Source organism: Capnocytophaga canis, assembly GCF_043187445.1.
Taxonomy (GTDB): Bacteria; Bacteroidota; Bacteroidia; order Flavobacteriales; family Flavobacteriaceae; genus Capnocytophaga; species Capnocytophaga canis.
In genome coordinates, this window is sequence record NZ_CP171121.1 from 817,511 (window position 1) to 838,834 (window position 21,324).

Consider the following 21,324-nt stretch of genomic DNA (forward strand, 5'->3'; position numbering starts at 1 on the left):
AACACAGATCTTTCCGATTTTATGGATTTGTATCCTTATAAGAAGATAAAATTCAAGATTTAAAAAGATAGGGAGAGCTCAGTAGGTGATAACAAAACTTCAAAACTTTTAATTTCGACAGACTATGCTCCATGCATTCGCAAATTATGCTAAAAATCAATTCTCACACACTCTTCTTTGGCGGACTTTGTCTCCAAGGTCATAAACTCTCTCTTGAAAATAGCGACAATTTAAAATGAGTTAACTATATAAGAAATTAAAAAAGCTGTCCTTTCAATTTTGGACAGCTTTATATTTTAAGGTATCAAATTAAAATTCAGCATTTTGTGGCGTTCGTGGAAAAGGAATCACATCACGAATATTGCTCATCCCCGTAGCGAAAAGTACCAATCGCTCAAACCCAAGTCCAAAGCCACTATGCACTGCTGAACCGAATTTACGCAAATCCAAGTACCACCAAAGATCTTTCTCTTCAATGCCTACCGATTTTATTTTTTCTATCAACACATCATAACGCTCCTCACGCTGTGAACCTCCAACAATCTCGCCTATACCCGGGAAAAGAATATCCATAGCACGAACCGTTTTACCATCTTCGTTAAGTCGCATATAAAATGCTTTTATCTTAGCTGGGTAATCGTACAAAATCACCGGACACTCAAAGTGCTTTTCGACCAAATAACGCTCATGCTCACTTTGTAAATCAGCACCCCATTCGTCAATGATATACTGGAATTTTTTCTTCTTGTTGTGATTTGAATTTTTGAGAATGTCAATCGCTTCGGTATAGCTCACTCGTTTGAAATTATTGTTAATTACAAACTCTAATTTTTCAATAAGGGACATCGTACTACGCTCATTTTGAGGTTTTGTTTTTTCCTCTTCCAAAAATCGAGCATTCAAAAACTCAATATCTTCGCGACAACGCTCCAAGGTATATTTCAACACATACTTGATGAAATCCTCCGCCAAATCCATGTTTCCGTCCAAGTCGAGAAATGCCACTTCGGGTTCAATCATCCAAAACTCTGCCAAGTGACGCGACGTATTTGAATTTTCGGCACGGAAAGTAGGCCCAAAAGTATAGATTTTACCTAATGCCATTGCAAATGTTTCACCCTCAAGCTGTCCTGATACAGTCAAATTGGTTTCTCTTCCAAAGAAATCTTTTTTGTAATCGACTTTACCTTCTTCCGTAAGAGGCGGATTTTTAGCATCCAACGTTGTTACGCGGAACATTTCTCCCGCTCCTTCAGCATCGCTTCCCGTAATGATAGGCGTATGTACATAGAAAAATCCATTACGTTGGAAATAATCGTGTATGGCAAAAGAAAGGACTGAACGCACACGCATGATCGCCCCGAAAACATTGGTACGTACACGCAAGTGAGCATGTTCACGCAAAAACTCAAAGGAGTGTTTCTTAGGTTGTATAGGATAGGTTTCAGGATTTGAATCGCCTAAAACAATCACATTAGAAGCTTGGACTTCAATAGATTGCCCTTTTCCTTGACTTTCTACTACACTTCCGTGAATCTCTACTGCAGCTCCCGTGGTTATGCGTTTTAAAAGTTCTTCACTCGTATTTTCGAAATCCACAACAACTTGTACATTTTCAATCGTTGAACCATCGTTCAAAGCGATAAACCGATTACTTCTGAAGGTACGAACCCATCCTTTTAGGGTTACATCTTGTGCAATTTTACCTTCACTGAGTAGTTTTTTAACACTGATATACATATAGTTATATTCTTATTCGTTTTTGTTCGTCAAAATAAGTCTGCAAATATAAAGATTTTAAATGCGATTTAAAAATTTTATGAAAAACACGTTTTTCAAATCTATGCTGCTTAAAAATAACCTATACTCGAAGTACTTATGATTCGAAAATCTGTTCTAAAATTTTCAAGGTAATAAGATAGGTGGGTTTCACTCCCATAGCTCCCAAACCTCCTGAAGCTAAAGTACTTCCTGTTTCCAACGGGTTGTCAGAAGCATAGTACGCATAACGCACTTTTACATCCTCACGAATACTTTTCCTAATCTTTGAAGCTGATTGAATTGCCTTTTGATAGTGAACCCCTTCCATTTCAAGTCCGATAACGTTCCAAGTGGAACGTAAAAAATAATTTAACACGTCCTTATTTTGCAGAGATGTTCCTAAAACGGTAATCATAGACCCTTCGAACACACGAAGCCCATTCCCCTCAAAATCAGCCTTTTTCAATTCATTTTTAAACGGATAATTATCCGCTGTTCCTTCAAAAATATGTGCCGTTGGAATCATCAAATCGCCTTTTTCTCCTTCCAAAATCCCTGCTTTCCCCATGATGGAAATAGAAGCTACATTCATGAAATGAACTTCTGTTTCGGTTTTGTAGGGCTTCAAAAGTTCGTCGATGGTTTCATAAGCCTGTTCTCCAAAAGCGTAATCCATTACAAAAATCACTGGCTTTTCAGCTTCTACCACCGAATAAGAGGTATTTGAAAAATCAATCTTCGCTGTGTCGAATATCTGAACATCAATATTTGTTCCCGAGGAATCATCCAATGAAATCATTCCGTTTTTGTGAGCGTAATCATTCACTTTCTGGCGTAACTCTTCATTTTCTTTTTGGCTTAATAACTCAAAGATTTCCATCGGTTTTTTGCCTTTCATCTCGTTTTTTAAGGCTTTTTCTGCAAAAAGACTATTCATAACGCTATGTTTATTGGCACTGATAATGTGCAACGGACGATTTAACAAGCCTTGTGTATGAAGTATTTTCTTGATGGCATCTGCCCAAATTTCACTGTACAGATGATGTCCCAAGCGTTCGCGAAGCACCGAACTAAAGGTAATCACTCGTTTGTCATCGTGCAAAATTTCATCTATTGCCAATTTCCCTAACCAATATATGATGTGTATGAAACGCTCGGGGTGTGTTTCTGTTGAAAAATAGGTGTACGTTTCCAGTACCTCCTCAAAGGTACGACCTAAGATATTTCCGATATGGATCAATGTGACTTCTCGTTCGGCCTGTGAAAGTTTTTGTTTGTTCACCGATTGTGCCAATTTTTCCCAATCGCGTGTCAGTTTCCCATCATCCAACAACACATTTCGAGCAATTTTATGAGACTCCACAAACAAAAACGTCAAATGTGTTAAGGCATCATAAATATCCGACCGTCCACGGGTAATTTCAATATTCATCTGTTGGTCGTCAATGCGATAACAATTACGTCTTCGCTTCGGAGGAATAATTGAGTGAAAATGAGACTTTCGATAACCTTCATCTGCAATAAGATTTATATACTTGCACTGTTCAATACCTTCAGGAAGTCGGTCTAAAACGTACGAAAGCCCTGCTAATTCAGATTTGTTTTCGGCAATAGAACCATAGATTTCAGGACGTAGTAACAGAAGTGCTTCACGCAATGCTTCCCCTGAAATTCCCATAGGCTTATAGAACCCACGAGAGAATAAATGCCTCATTGTAACGTACATACGCTCAATAGCTCGTTTTGACTCCTGAGCTCTGGTTCGTTCTTTTACTTTCATAATATAATATATTTCGTTTTCTTAAATATGTTTACTTTCTCCAATCCTCTCTGTCACCAAAATAGTGGACATAAAAAGCAAATGATTGAAAAATAAAAATTAACTTCACAATCCCCGAAACCTATGCTTCTGCACCTGACGAATGGTTTCGCTGTTCCACTGAATGCTCTCCACAAAAGGCTTCTTTCGTAGAGGACAATCCAAATCGCATATTTCACAGGAAAAAGATTTACAATCATCCATATGGAAATTAAAATCAATGGTTCGTTCAGTATTTTTTAGTAATACCTGAATCACTTTTTCCATTTCTTGATGAGCCTCTCGAAGTGAATAGTAGTAGGGTAAAGTAATGTGTGCATCAATATGCAAGTGAGAGCCAAATTGTTGTACTTTCATGTTGTGGATATCAATCCATTCGGAATGGCGATTTTCCTGAAGAACCTTTACAATTTCGGTAATGAGGTACTCATCTTGCTCGTCCATAATACCACTGAGTGCCTTTCTGATGATTCTGTATCCAACGATGATGATATATCCTCCAAAGACAAGAGCTACAATGGCATCCAACCATAGCAAATGAGTGAAATAAACTAATACTAAACTGGCTACCACTCCAAGAGTCGAAATAGTATCACTTTTCAAGTGTTGCCCAGAACTCATCAGTACCATCGAATTTTCTCGCTTTCCTTTTTGGTAGGAAATATGTCCCAGCACATAGTTAGCAACAGCCGTTGTCCCTACTATGAAAATTCCCCAATCCAGCTGATGCAAAGCTACTCCCATTATGAGAGAATGTACTGATTGTGCAATGATTAAAATCCCAGCAATTACGATGAGCGTCCCCTCAATTCCCGAAGTGATAAATTCGACCTTTCCATGTCCGTAGGGGTGGTCATCATCACGAGGCTTTGCTCCCAAATAAAGTGAATATAATCCCATAAAGGCTGAGATTATATTCACTATACTTTCCATTGCGTCTGAAAAAACGGCATCTGAATTGGTTAATTGCCAAGCAATCAACTTGCCAATAAACAAAACAATGCCAACGATGGCAATCCCTTTTTGGAAGGATAAACTATTAGACATTAGATGGTCGCGATAACTTTTCTTTTGTTAAAATTTATCTTCAACTTCAGCCACATCCAATAAAAACTTGTGCATATCGGTGTTTCGCATAAAAGGCCTTAGTTTTTCACTTCCAGGCCCAAACATTGCCAACTCCACAAAATCAGAGGAATGATCCATACTAATCCACCCAACAGAAGTATGTGCTTTTTGGATTTCAGAAAATAATTTATACGGCAAGTGGTTGTAGTTGTAAATACCATCCTCTTGCCCTGCTTGAGCGTAATAAGTTAACAACTCTCTGGCCTGGTCATCAGTAATAGACATCTTCCCACAGTTATTGTACACGCTTTCTTTGACTTTAGCTATGCCGTCAGTAGGCTTTATGTTCTGCAATATCCAATCATTTGAATGTTTAAAGTCTTGAATTCGGTCAAAATTACCATTACATTGTTTCCCGTAAATCAATCCTGGATTTGCATTTCCATGATCGGATGTTAGCACTACTAACGTATTTCCGTCTTTTTTAGCAAAATCAATGGCAACTTTTACGGCATCGTCAAATGCCACTTGGTCGTAAATCAGTCCTCCAAGGTCATTTCCATGAGCTGCCCAATCTACTTTTCCTGCTTCAACTTGAATTACAAACCCTTGAGGATGATTCTTCATAACGTCAATAGCTTTGGCTGTCATCTCAGCGAGTGTTGGAATTTCAGCTTTAAGTACTTCATCCTGCATGTGGTCGACAGTATATGGCAAAGCTACATCGGCAAAAACTCCAAAAAGAGGTTTTTTAAGTGATGCTTTTTGCATATCTGCTCGATTTCGAACCACCGTGTATCCTTTTTGCTGTAGTATTGCATACACATCCTTCCCATCTTCACGTAAAGAAGGATTGAACACTTTGTTTCCACCTCCCATCATGACATCAAATCCTAATTCCGTATACTTCAACGCAATACCTTCCATATCATTACGTCTTTCCGACCAAACAGAGAATCCTGCAGGTGTAGCATGAGTTATTGGTACGGTGGTTACACAGCCTACCTTTTTTCCAGCTTTTTTAAACTTTTGTAGAATAGGTAGATTTTCCTTTCCATCAGGACTTATATTCAGACTTCCATTATTCACACGAACTCCCCCACCCCAGGAGGAACTTGCTGCAGCTGAATCAGTTACAATAGAACTTGCTGAAGCCATATCCATTAAACCTCGTTGTACTAAATTGGTCTCATAAAGCCCCATCCAATTGGACGGACGATCAAACTTTCGTCTGATATATATGTCTGCCATAACAAGTGTTCCTACACTCATACCATCACTTACCATGAAGATGATATTTTTAGCTTTCTTTCCTTTATTTTCCTCTAAAATGGTATTCGCACGTAGGTCAAAAGAGGAAGTTAACATTCCCCCCAATGTGGCTAATGCCCCTTGTTTAAAAAACGACCTTCTTTTCATACTTCTTATCTTTAAACATTAATCTACTTAATCTCTCTAACCAGAATTTAGTTTGGTCTCATATTCCCAAAAAGACACCTAACTATTGAAAAATATGCATTGAAAATGTTGCGAAAGTTACGTATTTTATCAGTAAAAACAAACATAATAAACAAAAAGTTTTTTTTACATATCTATTCTATTTACTCATTTATCCTGTTTTTCAGTTTTTTGATACCAACGATGTCGTTTCAACATTCGAATAGTTGGAGTTAGAAAAAATAAAAAAAACAACGATGTCAAACTATTACTAATAGTAAATGCTATAGCAACTTGCAACGACGGATTTTGGCTCAGAGATGTAGCTATGCTTTCTAAAAGCCCAAAAAATGGAAAAATAATCAACACCCCGACAATATTGAATACCGAAGCAGAAAGTGCTACCAAACGAGAGATTGGTGACATCCGAAGGCTGATAAGCAGTGCCGTTGAGGTTGTTCCAATATTTGCTCCAATAACTATGGGGATAGCAGAATCAATGGTAATAGTTCCCTGTGAAAGCAACACAATCACTAACCCCACTACTACTGAACTTGATTGAATGATAACAGTAATAAGAATTCCGTATAAAATTCCTAATAGCGGATTCGAGGCTTTGGAAAGTACCTGAATGAGCATTGGGTCTTTTTTTATGGGTTCCATAGCCTCACCAATGTAAGCCAAAGAGAAAAAGATGAAGCCAAAGTAAAATATTGATTTCCCAACAACGGACACTTTAGCAGGAATCATACTAATTAACGTTCCCAAAACGATAAACAGAGGGCCTAAAAACGTAGATTCCAAAGAAACAATCCAAGCTGTAGAAGTTGTCCCCACGTTTGTTCCAAGTAACACTAAAATACTATCTGTAAAGGTAATCGCTCCAGCATTTACTAGTGAAACAGTTATGGACGAAACCAATGTACTTGATTGAATAACAGCTGTGAACACGCCTCCAAGCAAAAAACCTCCTAACGGAAATGCTGTAATTCGACGAATCCAACGAGAAAGACGCTCTGTTCCCAAATTCTCGATTTCTTTACTAAAACTATGCAATCCGTAAACAAATAAAGTAATAGAAGCTATGATGACAATAATCGTTTGAAAATTCTCCAACATTTTTGTACAAAATTAACTTAGCAAAACTACTAAGATTTTCCAATTCAACGAACATTTTTATCATAATTAACAGTACTTTCTTCGAGTTGTTCAACATGTGCATGTATACTGTTTAAAAAAGTTTTTTAATTATGAAAAAATTCCTATTTTTGCGGTACGGTATGCTTTATCTCTTATTTTTCACCTGCATACAACTGATTTTAACCATACTAAAATATACATTTGAAGTAAACAAACTCCTTTCGAGGCACTAAATAACGAACCTATGCTACAACTAAACATAAAAAACGAAACCAGTCGACTAAAAGCCGTAATTTTAGGAACAGCCCAAAGCAACGGTCCTACACCTACGTTAGAGGAGGCATACGACCCTAAATCAGCAGAACATATCAAAGCTGGAACCTATCCGATTGAAAAAGATATGGTAAGCGAAATGGAAGCGTTTAACGCTGTCCTTAAAAAGCACGGTGTTACTGTATACAGACCTGAGTTAATCAAGGACTATAACCAAATTTTTTCACGAGACATCGGTTTTGTCATTGAGGACATTTTCATCAAAGCAAATATTTTACCCGACCGCGAACGTGAACTTGATGCCATTCAATACGTGATTGACCAAATTGATCCTACCAAAGTGGTTCGTCCCCCAGAAGAGGTACATATTGAAGGTGGTGACGTAATGCCATGGAATGACCATATTTTCATTGGAACATACAAAGGAGGGGATTATAAAAACTACATTACCGCTCGTACAAATACACAAGGGGTAGAATTCATCAAAAACCTTTTCCCTAACAAAATTGTAAAGGAATTTGACCTCGTAAAGTCAAAAATTGAACCAAGAGACAACGCTCTGCATTTGGACTGTTGTTTTCAGCCTGTGGGCAAAAATAAAGGGATTATTTACAAAAGTGGTTTCCGCGAAGAAGCAGATTACATGTATTTGGTGGAGCTTTTTGGCAAGGAAAATCTATTCCATATCACGCGAGAGGAAATGTACCACATGTTTAGTAATATATTTTCAATTGCACCCGATGTGGTGGTTTCAGAACAAAAATTTACACGTTTAAACAACTGGCTGAAAGACCATGGATTCACCGTTGAAGAAATTCCATATTATGAAATTTCCAAACAGGAAGGTCTGTTGCGTTGCTCAACCTTGCCCCTTATTCGTGAATAAACCCAGGTTTTAAAAGATACCTTTGGGGACTTACTAAACATCTTTCTGTTTTACGTGAATCATAATCCTCATTACAAACCAATGTTGAATGAAAAGGATAAGCGAATCACTTTCGAGAAGATATCAGTAAACTCTCTTTCTGCCAATTATATTAAAAAAGGAAGTGAATTAAAAATCGTAGGTCGTGTTTTAAAAAGTATGATGGTATAAAAATTTGACAATCAGGGAATAAAGTTGTATTTTTGTTGAATGCTAATAACAATTACACTCCATTGCCCCAATTGTCAAAGCACAAAGATAGTCAAAAATGGGAATAAAAAGAACAAAAAACAAAACTATCTTTGCAAAACCTGTAAACGCCAATTTATCGGCGATCATAATCTGACCTACAAAGGTTGGGCTTCGCATATTGCTGCGAAAATTCTCTTGCTTTTGGCAAGAAATGTAGGTATTCGTGATATTGCTGAAATTGAAAAAGTTAGCATCAAAAAAGTACTTTCGGTTTTGGTAAATTTCAATCGAGAAATCAAACCCAAACAAAACAAATACAAATCATTACAAGTTGATGAACTTTGGACTTTTGTGGGAAAAAAGAAGAATAAAAAGTGGTTGATTTATGCTTATTCTGCTGAAACAAAGGAAATTGTAGCGTGGGTATGGGGCAAACGAAACATAAAAACAGCCCAAAAACTTCGTGAGAAATTGAAGAAATTGGGTGTTAGTTTTGATGAGATTTGTACAGATAATTGGGAAGCTTTTGCGTCTGTTTTTCAAGAATATACACATAAAGTAGGTAAAAAATACACTACTGATATTGAAGGAAACAACACACTTTTGAGACATCGGATACGCCGAGCGGTGAGGAAAACTTGTTGTTTTTCAAAAAAGTTTGAAAACCATATAAAAGCCTTTGAAATTGTGTTTTTCTACATCAATTTTGGGTGGATTTGAGTATCATACTTTGGGAAACACTACCAAAATCGTACTCTACGACATTTTTTACAATATTCTAAAAAACAATAAGTTACAACAGATGCAATAGGTGTTTTTTTAAGTGAGTGACAACCATAACAAATATATTACCTACGGATTTGGCTTTACGAATGTGGCCTAAAGGAGATGACCCATCGGTTAAGTAACTAATAAGTAACTATTTTTTTTTAAAACCATAATATTTTAGTATACAAAAAAATACAATGAAGAAGCAAATAACCAACACAATACTAATGATTCGTCCAGTTCGTTTTCGCATGAATGAAGAGACGGCTATCAACAACTATTTTCAAGAAGAAATAGAACTAAAAAACGAAGAAATTAACAACAAGGCACAACAAGAATTTGATGCTTTTGTACAAAAATTAGAAAAGATAGGAGTAAATGTTATCGTAGTAGACGACATTTACGAACAAAACACCCCTGATTCCGTTTTTCCAAATAATTGGATAAGCTTTCACCAGAATGGGAACATTGCTCTATATCCAATGTTTGCGGAAAACCGTCGTCGTGAACGTCGTGATGATGTATTGGATTTGCTTGAGGAAAAAGGATTTTCAATTGAGAATGTGTACGACTATACCGATGCGGAAAAAGAAGAATTGTTTTTAGAAGGCACAGGCTCAATGATTTTAGATAGAGCGAATGAGGTAGCTTATTGTGCATTATCGCCCCGTGCTGATGAAGAACTATTCATCGAATTTTGTGAAGACTTTGAATATACTCCTGTGATTTTCAAAGCATACCAAACTGTAAATGGCAAACGAGCACTGATTTACCACACTAATGTAATGATGGCTTTAGGAGAAACTTTTGCTGTAGTTTGTTTGGATGCCGTTGACGACAAATCGGAAAGAAAAGCCTTAACAGAAAGTTTAAAACGTACGGGGAAAGAAATTATTAGCATTACAGAGGAACAAATGCATCGTTTCGCAGGAAATATGCTTCAAGTACAGGGTTCAGACCACACTTATCTGGTGATGAGCCAAGCTGCTTATGATTCATTAACTGAAAAACAAATAAAAAACATTGAAAAGCATTGTAAAATCTTGTATTCCAATTTGGAAACTATCGAAACCTGTGGCGGTGGAAGTGCAAGATGCATGATGGCAGAAGTTTTTTTACCAACGAACTAAAATACGAACGCAAACAATGAAAACAAAGAAACGCAACAAAACCACAGCTATTTCAGGTTCATTTTCAAGTCATAAAAAAGGAAATGCTACTCTGAATCTCTTAACCAGCATCCTTTTGATAGCTTATGGATACGTAACTGTATTGACTCCCAATTGGATGGCTTTTGACTCGAATGCTCCCAAATTCTACACTTTTGCCATATTGAACTTAGTGGTTGCTATTTTGGTGTTCTCAATTAAAGATTTCAGAGAGAAAAATAAAGTCCTTTTTGGTTTTTTCACCAATAAAATTGGAATTGCATACACCACCATCATCTTTTTTGCTTTGCTTTCATTTGCAAAAGTAATTAATGTTGAAGAGGCTGTTTTACATTTTTTCAAAGTCTTCACCGCATTTTCGGCAGCTTGGATGGTATCCGCTTTAGTGATTTATAATCCGAAAAGCATTACGGTTTTAGCCGTTTCAATGACCGCTTTATTGCTTTACGATTCGTTAGAAACATTTCGTGGGGTGTCAAAAATCATTAAGGGAACAGGCTCAGACATCGACATAAAGTCCTCCTATTCAAACAAGAACATTTTAGCTTCAGCAATGTTTATTAAAATTCCGTTTGCAATTTGGTTGTTCTTCTTCAAAAAGGATAAACTTCGCATTATTGGAGGTATCGGAACCCTTGTGGGAACTCTTGCTATATTTTTCATGAGTGCACGTGCTTTCTACTTAGCTACATTCATCATCATGTTTGTACTCATTGGATATGGTATATTAAATTATTTCATTTTAAAAAATAAAAAAACTGCTGTTAGCGTTGGTGGGCATACGCTATTTGTGTTAATCGCTTTTGGAATATTTTCCTTTGTGCAAGGAGTGATGTATCCAAAAGCTATTAAGGAAAGTACAAGTTTCACGGCTCGTTTGGCTACAATTGCAGATCAAGAGAACACAAGTAATAACCTTCGGAAAACAGCTTGGACAACAACCCTTACAGAGATGATTCCAAATGACCCTCTGTTGGGAGTAGGAATCGGGAACTGGAAGGTTCGCTATTTGGAATACGAAAACTCGTACAGCCCTCATTACATATATATGTACAAGGCTCACAACGACTTTCTTGAATTAACCTCAGAAGCTGGTATCTTTGCTGGGTTAGCTTTCTTGTCAATATTTTTATTGATAGCGTATTATTTCCTACGTGCTACTTACAAAAATAAAAATCCAGAATTAGAAAAATGGTTATTTTTACCTTTATTCGGACTTTTCGCCTACTCCTTCGATGCATTTTTTAATTTTCCCCAAGACAGACCTGAAATTCAGTCTCTATTTGCAATTTATGTTGGATTAGCTGTTGGATTATTGGTCGTTCATTTGAGTAAAAACAATCAAATTGAAGAAAATGTAATAACTGAAGAAAACACTGATAAAAAATCCGTTAAAGCAAATTCAGGAGCCATTATTGGAATGATAGCTATCGTTACTATCGTGGTAAATTTAGCAAACGTAGTAGTACAAAAAATGTACTTCGATTCATCAAAAATTCAGCGGATGGTCAAAGAAGAGCAACAAGGAGTTCGAAAAACAAAATCTACATCGGATTTTTTAATTCAAAACTATCCTAAAATCCCAAATTTGACAGCCGTTGCTGAACCAGTAGATGTGGAAAAAGCTCGTTATCTCATTGACGAAAAGAAATTTGACGAGGCTCGTAAAGTTTTACAATCCATTGAATATAATCCTTGGGACGGACGTGCTGACTACTTTACAGCTGTATCCTACTTCATGGAAGAAAACAAAAAGTACGACAGTATTTACAAATATGCTATCTGGGCAAAAGTAGCAAAACCCAATTTCTTCGGAAATGTAAATCTGGCAACTTATGGTTTGAATGGTATGGGGCGAGAAAATGAATCTATCGAGCTATGGAAAGATTTTCTGGAATTGAGTCCACCAGACACAACTTCAACAAAAAAACCTAAAAAATGGAAAAAAATACTAAAAGAAAGGTTTCATGTTGATGTGGACAAAGACGGAAGAAACGCTAAGCGTCAAGAAGCAAGTGCATGGAATGCTCTGGCCTATCTATTAGAAAAGAATGGCATGGTAGAAGAAGCAAAAGCAGTTTTGGATACAGCGATAAAATATGTGCCAAACGACAAAACTGTAGTTGATAATCAGATGAAAATCACATCTCGACTCCAAATGGAACAGTATTTACCCATCTATGGAAAGGCTTTACAATTACAACAACAACGAGACTACGTGGAGGCAGTTAAACTACTATCTCAATTCTTAGAAAAAGTTCCAGCTCATGTTGATGCTTTAGGACAAAGAGCCATCTGTTATTATAACCTACAGCAATATCAAAACGCTATCAAAGATATCGTTCGAATGGAAGAATTGGGAGCTACTCCAAGTCCTGCCATGGATAATTATTATGCATCTTGCTACTACATGATTGGGGATCGTGCCAAAGCCAAAACACTTTTTGAAAGAGCCGTTCAGAAAGGAAATGCGGACGCGGTGAATAACCTAAACAAACTAAAATTCTAACGTATGAACCAAAAAGATACACATAAGAAGGAAATAGTATCTTCCTCTGAAATGAACGTAATTCTTAATCGACTGGCATGTCAACTTATAGAGCGACATGGCGATTTTTCAAATACAGCCTTAATCGGTATTCAACCTCGAGGAACATTTTTAGCCAAACGTTTAGTAACATTACTCAGCGAAAAATACAACATCAAAAACGTCCCTTTAGGATTGTTGGACATCACTTTTTTTCGTGACGATTTCAGAAGAAATAACAAACCATTAGAGGCAAATTCTACAGATATTAATTTCATTGTTGAGGATAAAAAAGTAGTATTTGTAGACGATGTACTTTACACTGGACGTAGCATCCGTTCGGCTCTGACAGCCATACAATCATTTGGCCGTCCATCAGAAATTGAACTTTTAGTATTCATCGACCGACGTTTTAGCAGACATCTGCCCATCCAACCCAACTACAAAGGGAGGCAAGTCGATGCCATCAATCAAGAGCGTGTGATAGTACACTGGAAGGAAAAAGACGGTGAAGATACCGTTTACATCATCAATAAAGACAAAATATAACATTCATCATGAGCGAATTAAGTGTAAATCACCTATTAGGAATAAAATACATCACCGAAAAGGATATCCAACTTATTTTTGAAACCGCTGACCATTTTAAAGAGGTTATTAACCGACCTATAAAAAAAGTACCATCATTAAGGGATATTACTATTGCCAATTTATTTTTTGAAAACAGCACTCGAACTAAATTATCGTTTGAGTTAGCAGAAAAACGATTATCGGCGGATGTAATTAACTTTTCAGCATCACAATCGTCTGTAGCTAAAGGAGAAACTCTGATTGACACGGTGAATAACATTTTGGCAATGAAGGTAGACATGGTCGTGATGCGACATCCGAACCCTGGCGCATGTGTTTTTCTATCCAAACACGTAAATGCTTCCATCGTTAACGCGGGTGACGGAGCTCACGAACATCCTACACAAGCCTTGTTGGACTCCTATTCCATTCGCGAAAAGTTAGGTGACCTCGCAGGTAAAAAAGTAGTAATTGTGGGCGATATTCTACATTCACGTGTGGCTCTTTCCAACATATTTGCATTGCAATTGCAGGGAGCTCAAGTAAAAGTATGTGGCCCTAAGACATTAATTCCTAAATACATTCACACACTTGGTGTAGAAGTAGAACACAACCTAATCAAAGCTTTAGAATGGTGTGACGTTGCCAATATGCTACGTATTCAAAATGAGCGTTTGGATATCAGCTATTTCCCCACCACCCGTGAGTATGCACAACAATACGGTGTAACCAAATCTATTTTAGACAATCTACCAAAAGAAATCGTAATTATGCACCCCGGCCCTATCAATCGAGGGGTAGAAATCACCAGTGAAGTAGCTGACTCTAAACAATCCATAATCTTAGATCAAGTCGAAAATGGAGTTGCTATCCGCATGGCTGTGATTTATTTATTAGCCTCAAAAATAAATAGATAAAAGATGAGTACAAAAATCATAACAATAAAAAAATCAGAATTATCAGACTTTGTCAATACATTTAAAGATAAAGAAGAGTTGAAGTCTACGCATATTATCTTAGATTTATCAGAGATTAAGGATTTAGAAACCAAGGACTTAATTCCGTTTGTAGAAATTTCAAAATATCACACTAAGAAAAACAAAAAAAGCTTAGTCATTGTTAGTGAAGAGATTACATACGGAAATATTCCTAATGAAATCAATTTGACTCCTACCATTCAGGAAGCAAAAGATGTAATTGAAATTGAGGACATTCAACGTGATTTAGGATTTTAATGGAACTGACGATTTTAGGTTGCCATAGTGCCACTCCACGCCCGAACGCACGTCCTTCATCGCAGGTTTTGGAACTGCGAGGGCATCTATTTCTCATTGATTGTGGTGAAGGTTCACAAATGGCTCTACGAAATGCAAATGTTAAATTTTCAAGAATTAAGCACATATTTATCTCGCACCTACATGGCGACCATTTCTATGGGCTACCAGGTTTAATTTCCACTTTCCAACTTTTAGGAAGAGAAACAGAATTGCATATTTACGGCCCAAAAGGTATCAAAGAGGCTATATTGTTGCTACTCAAACTGGGAAATGCATGGACTGCTTTCCCTCTGATTTTTCACGAATTAACTTCCGAAGAGTCCGAAATATTATTAGACGACGAAAAGGTAAGTGTCCAAACTATTCCACTAAAACATCGAGTTTATACCAATGGTTTCATTTTCCGAGAGAAAATAGGTGATCGCCAACTAAATTTAGATGCAATCTACAACTATGGCATTGAAACATGTGATTATCAAAACATTAAAAACGGGAAAAACATCACCTTGCCCGATGGCGAAGTAATAGCAAATGAGCTACTCAGCTTCGACCCGATTGAACCTCAGAGCTATGCCTATTGTAGTGATACAATTTATTTTGAAGAATTAGCAACTAAAATTAAAGGTGTTAGAACAATCTATCACGAATCCACATTTTTACAACAACATACAGATCTGGCAGAAAAAACAATGCATTCAACAGCTCTCCAAGCGGCATTGACTGCTAAAAATGCAGGAGCTGAGGTTCTTATTATAGGACATTATTCATCAAGATATTCCGACAAAAATCTTTTTCTAAAAGAAGCCCAAACGGTTTTTAAAAATACTCTACTATCCGAAGACGGAAAACGAATAAAGTTTTGAAACAACCATTATTTGTTTACAAGAAAACAAATACGTCATTTAAAACTCCTCCATTCGAAAGAGAAAAACTATAAGTCGGAAAAATATTTATTACGGATAAAAAAATAATGATACAAACACAAATGAAATTGATATTTTTCATATATTTTCTATCAATCCCTTGGGTTTTCCCTCAGAATGACTCAATAAAACGTGAAAAAATTGCGAAAGTACGTTCATTTGCCGATGGAAAAAAAGAAGCCGAAAAGATTATCCTTTCGTTAATTCACAAAGGTACCGTACCTGGTGTTGCAATTACCATCACTAAAAAAAATAAAACACTTTGGCAACAAGGATATGGCTTTGCTGATTTACAACATAAAACTCCCGTATCACCACAAAAAACACTATTCCGAATAGCCAGTGTGTCAAAACCTATGTCAGCAACCACCTTGGCTAAATTACAGGAAAAAAAGAAGTTCGACTGGAACAAATCAATTTACACCTATCTTCCCAACTATCCCAAGAAAAAACATGACTTCACCATCAAGCAATTGGGTGGACATCTCGCGGGAATTCGTTCCTACAAAGGAAGAGAACCGTTTAGCAACAAACCGATGACCATTGAACAGGGAATCAACATGTTTAAAAATGAATCCTTATTATCTGTTCCCGGAACACAATACTTATATAGTAGTTTCAACTGGAATTTAATTTCCTTAGCGATGCAAAAATACCTGAAAAAGAGCTTTGAAAACATTGTTTCCGATGAACTTTTAAAACCTTTACAGATGAAAAACACCCTTCCTGACAAAGGAAAAATCATCAAAAATCAAGCTATTCCTTACTCAAACAAAAATAAAGGTAAAGGTTTTGTACGTTCGCCCGATGTAAATAATTTCTATAAATTAGCTGGTGGAGGCTATCTGTCCACCTCAGAAGATGTTGCTAAATTTGGAAATGCCGTATTGTCTGACGGGTTCATCTCTCAAAAAATAAAAGAAGAAATGCTAATGCCTCAGCAAACCTCTGCCGGAAGTTCAACAGGTTGTGGCATTGGTTGGCAATCTACCAAGGATTGGGCTGGACGCACCTACTACGGACACTCTGGAAATGGCATCGGTGGTTATGCTTGGTTTTTTGTATATCCTGAAGAGCAGGTAGTTGTTGTAATGCTTTTTAACATGACCAATCCAAAAATAAGTCAACAACTTCGAGATGTCATTGACTTTATTTTGGCTGGAAGTAAGTTTATTTATATGTAAAAGTTAACTAAATTGTGCTTATCGCACCCATTTTTCCATTTGTTGTTGTAATTTTTGGGCTTCTTCACGAGCTTTTTCGGCAAAATCAGTGCCGTTGGAGGCATAAATGATTCCTCTTGAAGAGTTTATCAGCAAACCATTATCTGCATTGAGTCCATACTCACAAACCTCGTCCAAACTACCGCCTTGAGCCCCTACACCGGGAACCAACAAAAAGTGATTCGGCACAATCTTACGGATTTCTTTCAGATATTCGGCTTTGGTAGCTCCTACTACGTACATCAAATTCTGACTATTTTCCCACGTTAAAGAAGTCTGCAATACTTTTTTATAAAGTTCCTCATTATTTACCATTTGTGTTTGAAAATCAAAAGCTCCCGCATTAGAAGTCAATGCTAAAAGTATGGTAATTTTATCTTCAAAAGCTAAAAAGGGCTCTACCGAATCCTTTCCCATATATGGAGCTACCGTAACGCTATCGAACTGCAAATCATTGAAAAAAGCCTTAGCATACATTGCAGACGTATTACCAATATCACCACGTTTCGCATCGGCAATGGTAAATATATCAGGGTGATTTTCATTGATATATGCAATAGTTTTTGCCAATGATTGCCAACCTTTCACCCCATAAGCCTCATAAAATGCCGTATTGGGTTTGTAAGCCACCGCGAAAGAGTGTGTCGCATCGATAATGGCTTTATTGAACTCAAAAATAGGGTCTTCAGTTTGTAACAAATGTGACGGAACTTTTGTCAAATCCACATCAAGTCCTACACATAAGAATGATTTCTTTTTCCGTATTTGATTTATTAGTTTTTGTAGTGTCATATACTGATACTTTTTATTTTTATGGTGTTATAATGCTGTAATTAAGATGATTTCTCCTTAAAAACAGAAAAAATATTGCCTTTTGAGCTTCCAAAGATAGGTGTTTTTAGGTAGTTTTTTATACTTTTTTAAACAATTTCATTTTTTGTATATCTATTCTGACAAATTACATTTATCATCATATGATTTCATCTTGATATAAACTTTAAGTTGCTATATTTTAACTTCTTATCAATCAAATAATTCAAAAAACACAACACTCTCAAGAAAAATATATCCAACAAAGTAACAAAAGGAATAATACTATACAGATACCATAGATTAAAATATTTTGTTTTATCCGTTCTTTTTTTAATTTACTTCTGATAGCCAATTTTATATACTCTAATTCCTCTTCGGATATTTCTTTCTCTTCAGATATTTTATCATTTACTTCTGACTTCCACCGATTGTTAGTCGTTTTATCTTTTTTGGCACGATATTTCTCACGCAAAGCATTGTTTGCATTTGTTCTTTTTATCATATCCAATACGTGTCCGCCAAAACTCATAATTGCACTTTGTTTTCCAATTGATTGCGTTAAAATAAATGATAGTTAATCAGTTAAGAAATTGACTTTTTGTATTTATTTTGATGATATTTCTTGATTTTACTCAAAAAAATGCAATTTGATACAAGAAATAATCTATATTATGAAAAATAATACTCTTTTTTGAGCGTCAGATAGAGCCAAGCTAAAGTCTATTTGTATTTAAGCTTTGACTTGGATTAGTTTAACAGAAACTATTATCGGATTGCTCGTCCAAACATTTGTAAAAACTGAGGCTCATCAGCAAGAGCATATTTTGCATAACTATAAAGTTCACGTGTCCATTTGTCAAGAGCTTCAAAGGCTTTATTTTTGTCTTTAGTAGCTTGTTCGCTTTCGTTTTTTTCCTGAGAATAAATGGCGTACAAATCTTTGGTTTGTGAGGTTTCCGATTGTTTTTCAGTGATTATCTGTTGCGTGATTTTTACCCTTTCTAATGGAGTGCGTAGGGTTTCTTGCTCAGCTAAATTCTTATAAAACAAAGTCATTTCCTCCAAAAGTGCCACGATAGACTTTGAAGGACTTCCCTTTAATGATAATCTTACCTTTGCTTCTTCATTATTTTTAAAAATGAGCTTTGCTTTGTTGCGATGTTCGCGATAGGATTTAGAGGTTTCATCCATTTTTTGTTTGAAATTCAGATATGCAACGCGTTCTTCTTCGGTTTCTTTCTTGTTAGAACCATACTGAGCTTGAGCCTTTTCGTAAAGTGCCTTTCCTTTAGCAATTTCCGATTGAGAATAGCCATAATCGTCTAATTTCTCGGCAATTTTGCTATTATTTTCCAATGTTTCAAAAAGAACTTTAGCATTTTGAAGCATTTCTTCGTTTGTAAAATAGATTTTAGAAGCCATAATTTTATATTTTTTATAGTTAAACGATTGTATTTTTAATTTTTTATCAAGGATTTTTATTTTATCAAGTCACTTTTTTATTTTCCGTACTTACTTTTTAATTTTCTACTAAAATAAGTATTCATTCCGTACTAACTTGTGTATTTTTTACACTTACTTTTGTGTTTTCCGTACTGACTCATCTGTTTTTTACACTGATTTATCTTTTTCCGCTATTGCTTTTATGCATTTTATAATGACTTTTAATTATTTTTAATTTACTACTTAGATTTTGTTACTTTATCCTTTTAACTTTATACTTTATCCTTTTAACTTTTAACTTGTGACTTGGATTTTGTTACTTTATCCCTTTAACTTTACACTTTATCCTTACCTCTTATAACTTATCAGTTACTTTTGCTGTCAAAGTTAGATATTTAGGATTTATTTTCCTAATTTTTGGAAAACATTTTTTATGGATTTTTAATTGACTATGGGAATTTTAAGAAAATGTTAGGATTTTTGCTTTTATTGAAAAAAGTATGAAATAGAAAAAATAAATAATTTTTGTGATAATAAATGAAGTTAGAGAAAAAAGCCTGTGTGCTAAAGCCTTATGGTTAATGAGTTCTAACTACTTTAATCCTAATACTGAAAAGGTTTACTATCTTTCTATATTATTGTTACTTTTTATCTTCAAAGAATTCAAACCAATTGCCGTCGGGGTCTTCAAAGGTAAGTAGTTTTCCGTAAGTTTCATATCGGATAGTGCCAATAAAATGAACATTTTGGCTTTTTAGAGTTTCGTAAAGATTTTCCATATCGTTCACTTCAAACATAATTCTTGTTTTTTGCGGTTTGACTTTTCCTTTCTCGGCAGGACGTTTGAGAATGGCAAAAGAGGTGGCTCCCAAATCGAATTCCACCCAATCTTCCTGCTGAAATTTCAGTACAAAGCCCAATTCTTGAAAGAATGCTTTAGAAACTTCCAAATCGCTCACATATACCCAACAGGCGTAGATTTTTTTGATGGTCATAATGATTAAAATATACTAAGAATATTCATTCAAACAGGTAAAAGAGGTATGAAAAAAAATCATTCTAAATATTCTATGATTTCATGAGTTACAAAATCATCAAAATCTAAAATGATTTCTTCATTTTTATACATTTCTTCTACTTTTTGAACTGCTTCTTGTTCGTTTTCTGCCTCAATCGGAACTATTCTTGATAGAATTTCCTTTACTTCTATTTTATAAATATTCATTTTTTTATTCTAAATCCCCTATTTTGTACAATTCAAAACTCTTCGTATGCAAAGCCGAAACAAAATCATAATCAATAAACTGTACTCTATTTTTTATTTGCTTAAATGCAGAATATGCTATTTTTTGTTCAAATTCTTTTTTTCTCTCACTTGCACTTAAAATATAAAATTTAGAATAAAAATCCTGTAAGTCATTAAATTTCAATAACGAATTTTGTATATCGGTAGAATGTTCAACTTCAAAAAAAGAATGTGGTAAATTCCTGTTATTGAACCATATCACATCTATTGTTTTAGCCCTATTAACGATATTTTGATAACTAAAATCAAATATTTTGTCTAAGGTAGAAATGCTCCTCAATGGTCTGTCTAAAAATAATTTATTTTTATCTTGTGCGGGAATAAAAGTGTTGTATCCTTTTAAATTTCCTATTTCGAGCAATAATCCCTGAAAATAAGTATGTGAAAATTCTTGTTCTTTCTTTGTAGATAATTGTATTTCGAACTTATTTAAAATTTCGTTCTGAAACTCTTTTAAAGCCCAAAGTCCTGGTTTTATTTTAAAGAAAAATCGTTCATCTTGTACAATCCTTCGTATGGAAGCAAAAGGAGTTTTTGTAGCCCAATCAGATACATTAACTTTATGATTGAGAAAACCGAGCGTTGCAAACCCTCCGTTTTCTCTCATAACTTGTATAACCTGTTCATATTGTTTCATATATCAGATTTTCCCCTTCTCGGATATCAATTGGGCTTTGTATCTTACTTCAT

At 35.5% G+C, this 21,324-nt stretch carries 21 protein-coding genes; 10 read left to right on the plus strand and 11 right to left on the minus strand.

Annotated elements, in window-relative coordinates; all coding sequences use genetic code 11:
- Positions 1–309: 309 nt before the first annotated feature.
- From asnS to ACF3OB_RS03560, 5 genes are all read right to left on the minus strand, one after another.
- A complete protein-coding gene (gene asnS / locus ACF3OB_RS03540; protein WP_042008499.1) occupies positions 310–1,740 on the minus strand; it encodes an asparagine--tRNA ligase in 1,431 nt (476 codons plus the stop codon).
- Positions 1,741–1,876: 136 nt separating this feature from the next.
- Positions 1,877–3,541 carry a DUF6909 family protein gene (locus ACF3OB_RS03545; protein WP_232751809.1) on the minus strand — a complete coding sequence of 555 codons (1,665 nt, stop codon included), beginning with the start codon at positions 3,539–3,541 and terminating at the stop codon, positions 1,877–1,879.
- 105 nt (positions 3,542–3,646) lie between these two features.
- Positions 3,647–4,627 (minus strand): cation diffusion facilitator family transporter, encoded by a 981-nt coding sequence (locus ACF3OB_RS03550; RefSeq protein ID WP_212895384.1) that lies wholly within the window; start codon positions 4,625–4,627, stop codon positions 3,647–3,649.
- A gap of 27 nt (positions 4,628–4,654) precedes the next feature.
- Positions 4,655–6,067 (minus strand): alkaline phosphatase, encoded by a 1,413-nt coding sequence (locus tag ACF3OB_RS03555; protein ID WP_095894123.1) that lies wholly within the window; start codon positions 6,065–6,067, stop codon positions 4,655–4,657.
- Positions 6,068–6,253: 186 nt separating this feature from the next.
- Positions 6,254–7,204 (minus strand): Na/Pi cotransporter family protein, encoded by a 951-nt coding sequence (locus ACF3OB_RS03560; protein ID WP_095894122.1) that lies wholly within the window; start codon positions 7,202–7,204, stop codon positions 6,254–6,256.
- Between the two features lie 265 nt (positions 7,205–7,469).
- On the opposite strand from ACF3OB_RS03560, the gene ACF3OB_RS03565 reads away from it, so the two are divergent.
- The 10 genes from ACF3OB_RS03565 to ACF3OB_RS03610 all read left to right on the plus strand — a co-directional run bounded on the left by ACF3OB_RS03565 (position 7,470) and on the right by ACF3OB_RS03610 (position 17,033).
- The gene (locus ACF3OB_RS03565; protein WP_042008492.1) at positions 7,470–8,384 is read left to right on the plus strand and encodes a dimethylarginine dimethylaminohydrolase family protein; all 915 of its coding nucleotides are present in this window, start codon (positions 7,470–7,472) and stop codon (positions 8,382–8,384) included.
- 54 nt (positions 8,385–8,438) lie between these two features.
- The gene (locus tag ACF3OB_RS03570) at positions 8,439–8,594 is read left to right on the plus strand and encodes a hypothetical protein (RefSeq protein ID WP_392448368.1); all 156 of its coding nucleotides are present in this window, start codon (positions 8,439–8,441) and stop codon (positions 8,592–8,594) included.
- A gap of 39 nt (positions 8,595–8,633) precedes the next feature.
- On the plus strand, positions 8,634–9,335 hold the full coding sequence (locus tag ACF3OB_RS03575; protein WP_095893401.1) for an IS1 family transposase: 702 nt from the start codon (positions 8,634–8,636) through the stop codon (positions 9,333–9,335).
- A 245-nt stretch (positions 9,336–9,580) separates the two neighbouring features.
- Positions 9,581–10,513 (plus strand): citrulline utilization hydrolase CtlX, encoded by a 933-nt coding sequence (gene ctlX / locus ACF3OB_RS03580; RefSeq protein WP_392448370.1) that lies wholly within the window; start codon positions 9,581–9,583, stop codon positions 10,511–10,513.
- A gap of 16 nt (positions 10,514–10,529) precedes the next feature.
- Positions 10,530–13,061 carry an O-antigen ligase family protein gene (locus tag ACF3OB_RS03585; RefSeq protein WP_392448372.1) on the plus strand — a complete coding sequence of 844 codons (2,532 nt, stop codon included), beginning with the start codon at positions 10,530–10,532 and terminating at the stop codon, positions 13,059–13,061.
- A 3-nt stretch (positions 13,062–13,064) separates the two neighbouring features.
- Entirely contained in the window at positions 13,065–13,628 is a 564-nt protein-coding gene (gene pyrR, locus ACF3OB_RS03590; protein WP_042008486.1) for a bifunctional pyr operon transcriptional regulator/uracil phosphoribosyltransferase PyrR, read from the plus strand.
- An 8-nt stretch (positions 13,629–13,636) separates the two neighbouring features.
- Positions 13,637–14,566 carry an aspartate carbamoyltransferase catalytic subunit gene (locus ACF3OB_RS03595; protein WP_042008484.1) on the plus strand — a complete coding sequence of 310 codons (930 nt, stop codon included), beginning with the start codon at positions 13,637–13,639 and terminating at the stop codon, positions 14,564–14,566.
- Between the two features lie 3 nt (positions 14,567–14,569).
- Positions 14,570–14,884, plus strand: a complete 315-nt coding sequence (locus tag ACF3OB_RS03600) for a hypothetical protein (protein ID WP_042008483.1) — start codon at positions 14,570–14,572, stop codon at positions 14,882–14,884.
- A complete protein-coding gene (locus ACF3OB_RS03605; RefSeq protein WP_392448374.1) occupies positions 14,884–15,789 on the plus strand; it encodes a ribonuclease Z in 906 nt (301 codons plus the stop codon). Before ACF3OB_RS03600 ends, ACF3OB_RS03605 begins: the two co-directional genes overlap by 1 nt.
- 122 nt (positions 15,790–15,911) lie before the next feature.
- Entirely contained in the window at positions 15,912–17,033 is a 1,122-nt protein-coding gene (locus ACF3OB_RS03610) for a serine hydrolase domain-containing protein (RefSeq protein WP_392448376.1), read from the plus strand.
- Positions 17,034–17,051: 18 nt separating this feature from the next.
- Here ACF3OB_RS03610 and pyrF read toward each other — a convergent pair whose 3' ends face one another.
- The 6 genes from pyrF to ACF3OB_RS03640 form a co-directional block, all read right to left on the minus strand.
- The gene (gene pyrF / locus ACF3OB_RS03615) at positions 17,052–17,864 is read right to left on the minus strand and encodes an orotidine-5'-phosphate decarboxylase (RefSeq protein WP_172919934.1); all 813 of its coding nucleotides are present in this window, start codon (positions 17,862–17,864) and stop codon (positions 17,052–17,054) included.
- 262 nt (positions 17,865–18,126) lie between these two features.
- The gene (locus tag ACF3OB_RS03620) at positions 18,127–18,414 is read right to left on the minus strand and encodes a hypothetical protein (RefSeq protein WP_392448378.1); all 288 of its coding nucleotides are present in this window, start codon (positions 18,412–18,414) and stop codon (positions 18,127–18,129) included.
- Between the two features lie 236 nt (positions 18,415–18,650).
- Entirely contained in the window at positions 18,651–19,307 is a 657-nt protein-coding gene (locus ACF3OB_RS03625) for a hypothetical protein (RefSeq protein WP_095912389.1), read from the minus strand.
- Between the two features lie 662 nt (positions 19,308–19,969).
- Entirely contained in the window at positions 19,970–20,323 is a 354-nt protein-coding gene (locus ACF3OB_RS03630; RefSeq protein WP_392448379.1) for a VOC family protein, read from the minus strand.
- Between the two features lie 59 nt (positions 20,324–20,382).
- A complete protein-coding gene (locus ACF3OB_RS03635) occupies positions 20,383–20,553 on the minus strand; it encodes a DpnD/PcfM family protein (protein ID WP_082023462.1) in 171 nt (56 codons plus the stop codon).
- A 4-nt stretch (positions 20,554–20,557) separates the two neighbouring features.
- Positions 20,558–21,271 carry a hypothetical protein gene (locus ACF3OB_RS03640; protein ID WP_392448383.1) on the minus strand — a complete coding sequence of 238 codons (714 nt, stop codon included), beginning with the start codon at positions 21,269–21,271 and terminating at the stop codon, positions 20,558–20,560.
- Between the last annotated feature and the right edge of the window lie 53 nt (positions 21,272–21,324).

What these genes read in the sequence shown, in the direction of transcription:
- ACF3OB_RS03595 (WP_042008484.1), top strand. Translation starts at nt 13,637, where the DNA reads ATGAGCGAATTAAGTGTAAATCACCTATTAGGAATAAAATACATCACC.
- pyrF (WP_172919934.1), bottom strand. Translation starts at nt 17,864, where the DNA reads ATGACACTACAAAAACTAATAAATCAAATACGGAAAAAGAAATCATTC.
- ACF3OB_RS03555 (WP_095894123.1), bottom strand. Translation starts at nt 6,067, where the DNA reads ATGAAAAGAAGGTCGTTTTTTAAACAAGGGGCATTAGCCACATTGGGG.
- ACF3OB_RS03605 (WP_392448374.1), top strand. Translation starts at nt 14,884, where the DNA reads ATGGAACTGACGATTTTAGGTTGCCATAGTGCCACTCCACGCCCGAAC.
- ACF3OB_RS03600 (WP_042008483.1), top strand. Translation starts at nt 14,570, where the DNA reads ATGAGTACAAAAATCATAACAATAAAAAAATCAGAATTATCAGACTTT.
- ACF3OB_RS03630 (WP_392448379.1), bottom strand. Translation starts at nt 20,323, where the DNA reads ATGACCATCAAAAAAATCTACGCCTGTTGGGTATATGTGAGCGATTTG.
- ACF3OB_RS03635 (WP_082023462.1), bottom strand. Translation starts at nt 20,553, where the DNA reads ATGAATATTTATAAAATAGAAGTAAAGGAAATTCTATCAAGAATAGTT.
- pyrR (WP_042008486.1), top strand. Translation starts at nt 13,065, where the DNA reads ATGAACCAAAAAGATACACATAAGAAGGAAATAGTATCTTCCTCTGAA.
- ACF3OB_RS03565 (WP_042008492.1), top strand. Translation starts at nt 7,470, where the DNA reads ATGCTACAACTAAACATAAAAAACGAAACCAGTCGACTAAAAGCCGTA.
- ACF3OB_RS03640 (WP_392448383.1), bottom strand. Translation starts at nt 21,271, where the DNA reads ATGAAACAATATGAACAGGTTATACAAGTTATGAGAGAAAACGGAGGG.
- ACF3OB_RS03625 (WP_095912389.1), bottom strand. Translation starts at nt 19,307, where the DNA reads ATGGCTTCTAAAATCTATTTTACAAACGAAGAAATGCTTCAAAATGCT.
- ctlX (WP_392448370.1), top strand. Translation starts at nt 9,581, where the DNA reads ATGAAGAAGCAAATAACCAACACAATACTAATGATTCGTCCAGTTCGT.
- asnS (WP_042008499.1), bottom strand. Translation starts at nt 1,740, where the DNA reads ATGTATATCAGTGTTAAAAAACTACTCAGTGAAGGTAAAATTGCACAA.
- ACF3OB_RS03575 (WP_095893401.1), top strand. Translation starts at nt 8,634, where the DNA reads ATGCTAATAACAATTACACTCCATTGCCCCAATTGTCAAAGCACAAAG.
- ACF3OB_RS03620 (WP_392448378.1), bottom strand. Translation starts at nt 18,414, where the DNA reads ATGAGTTTTGGCGGACACGTATTGGATATGATAAAAAGAACAAATGCA.
- ACF3OB_RS03610 (WP_392448376.1), top strand. Translation starts at nt 15,912, where the DNA reads ATGAAATTGATATTTTTCATATATTTTCTATCAATCCCTTGGGTTTTC.
- ACF3OB_RS03560 (WP_095894122.1), bottom strand. Translation starts at nt 7,204, where the DNA reads ATGTTGGAGAATTTTCAAACGATTATTGTCATCATAGCTTCTATTACT.
- ACF3OB_RS03585 (WP_392448372.1), top strand. Translation starts at nt 10,530, where the DNA reads ATGAAAACAAAGAAACGCAACAAAACCACAGCTATTTCAGGTTCATTT.
- ACF3OB_RS03550 (WP_212895384.1), bottom strand. Translation starts at nt 4,627, where the DNA reads ATGTCTAATAGTTTATCCTTCCAAAAAGGGATTGCCATCGTTGGCATT.
- ACF3OB_RS03545 (WP_232751809.1), bottom strand. Translation starts at nt 3,541, where the DNA reads ATGAAAGTAAAAGAACGAACCAGAGCTCAGGAGTCAAAACGAGCTATT.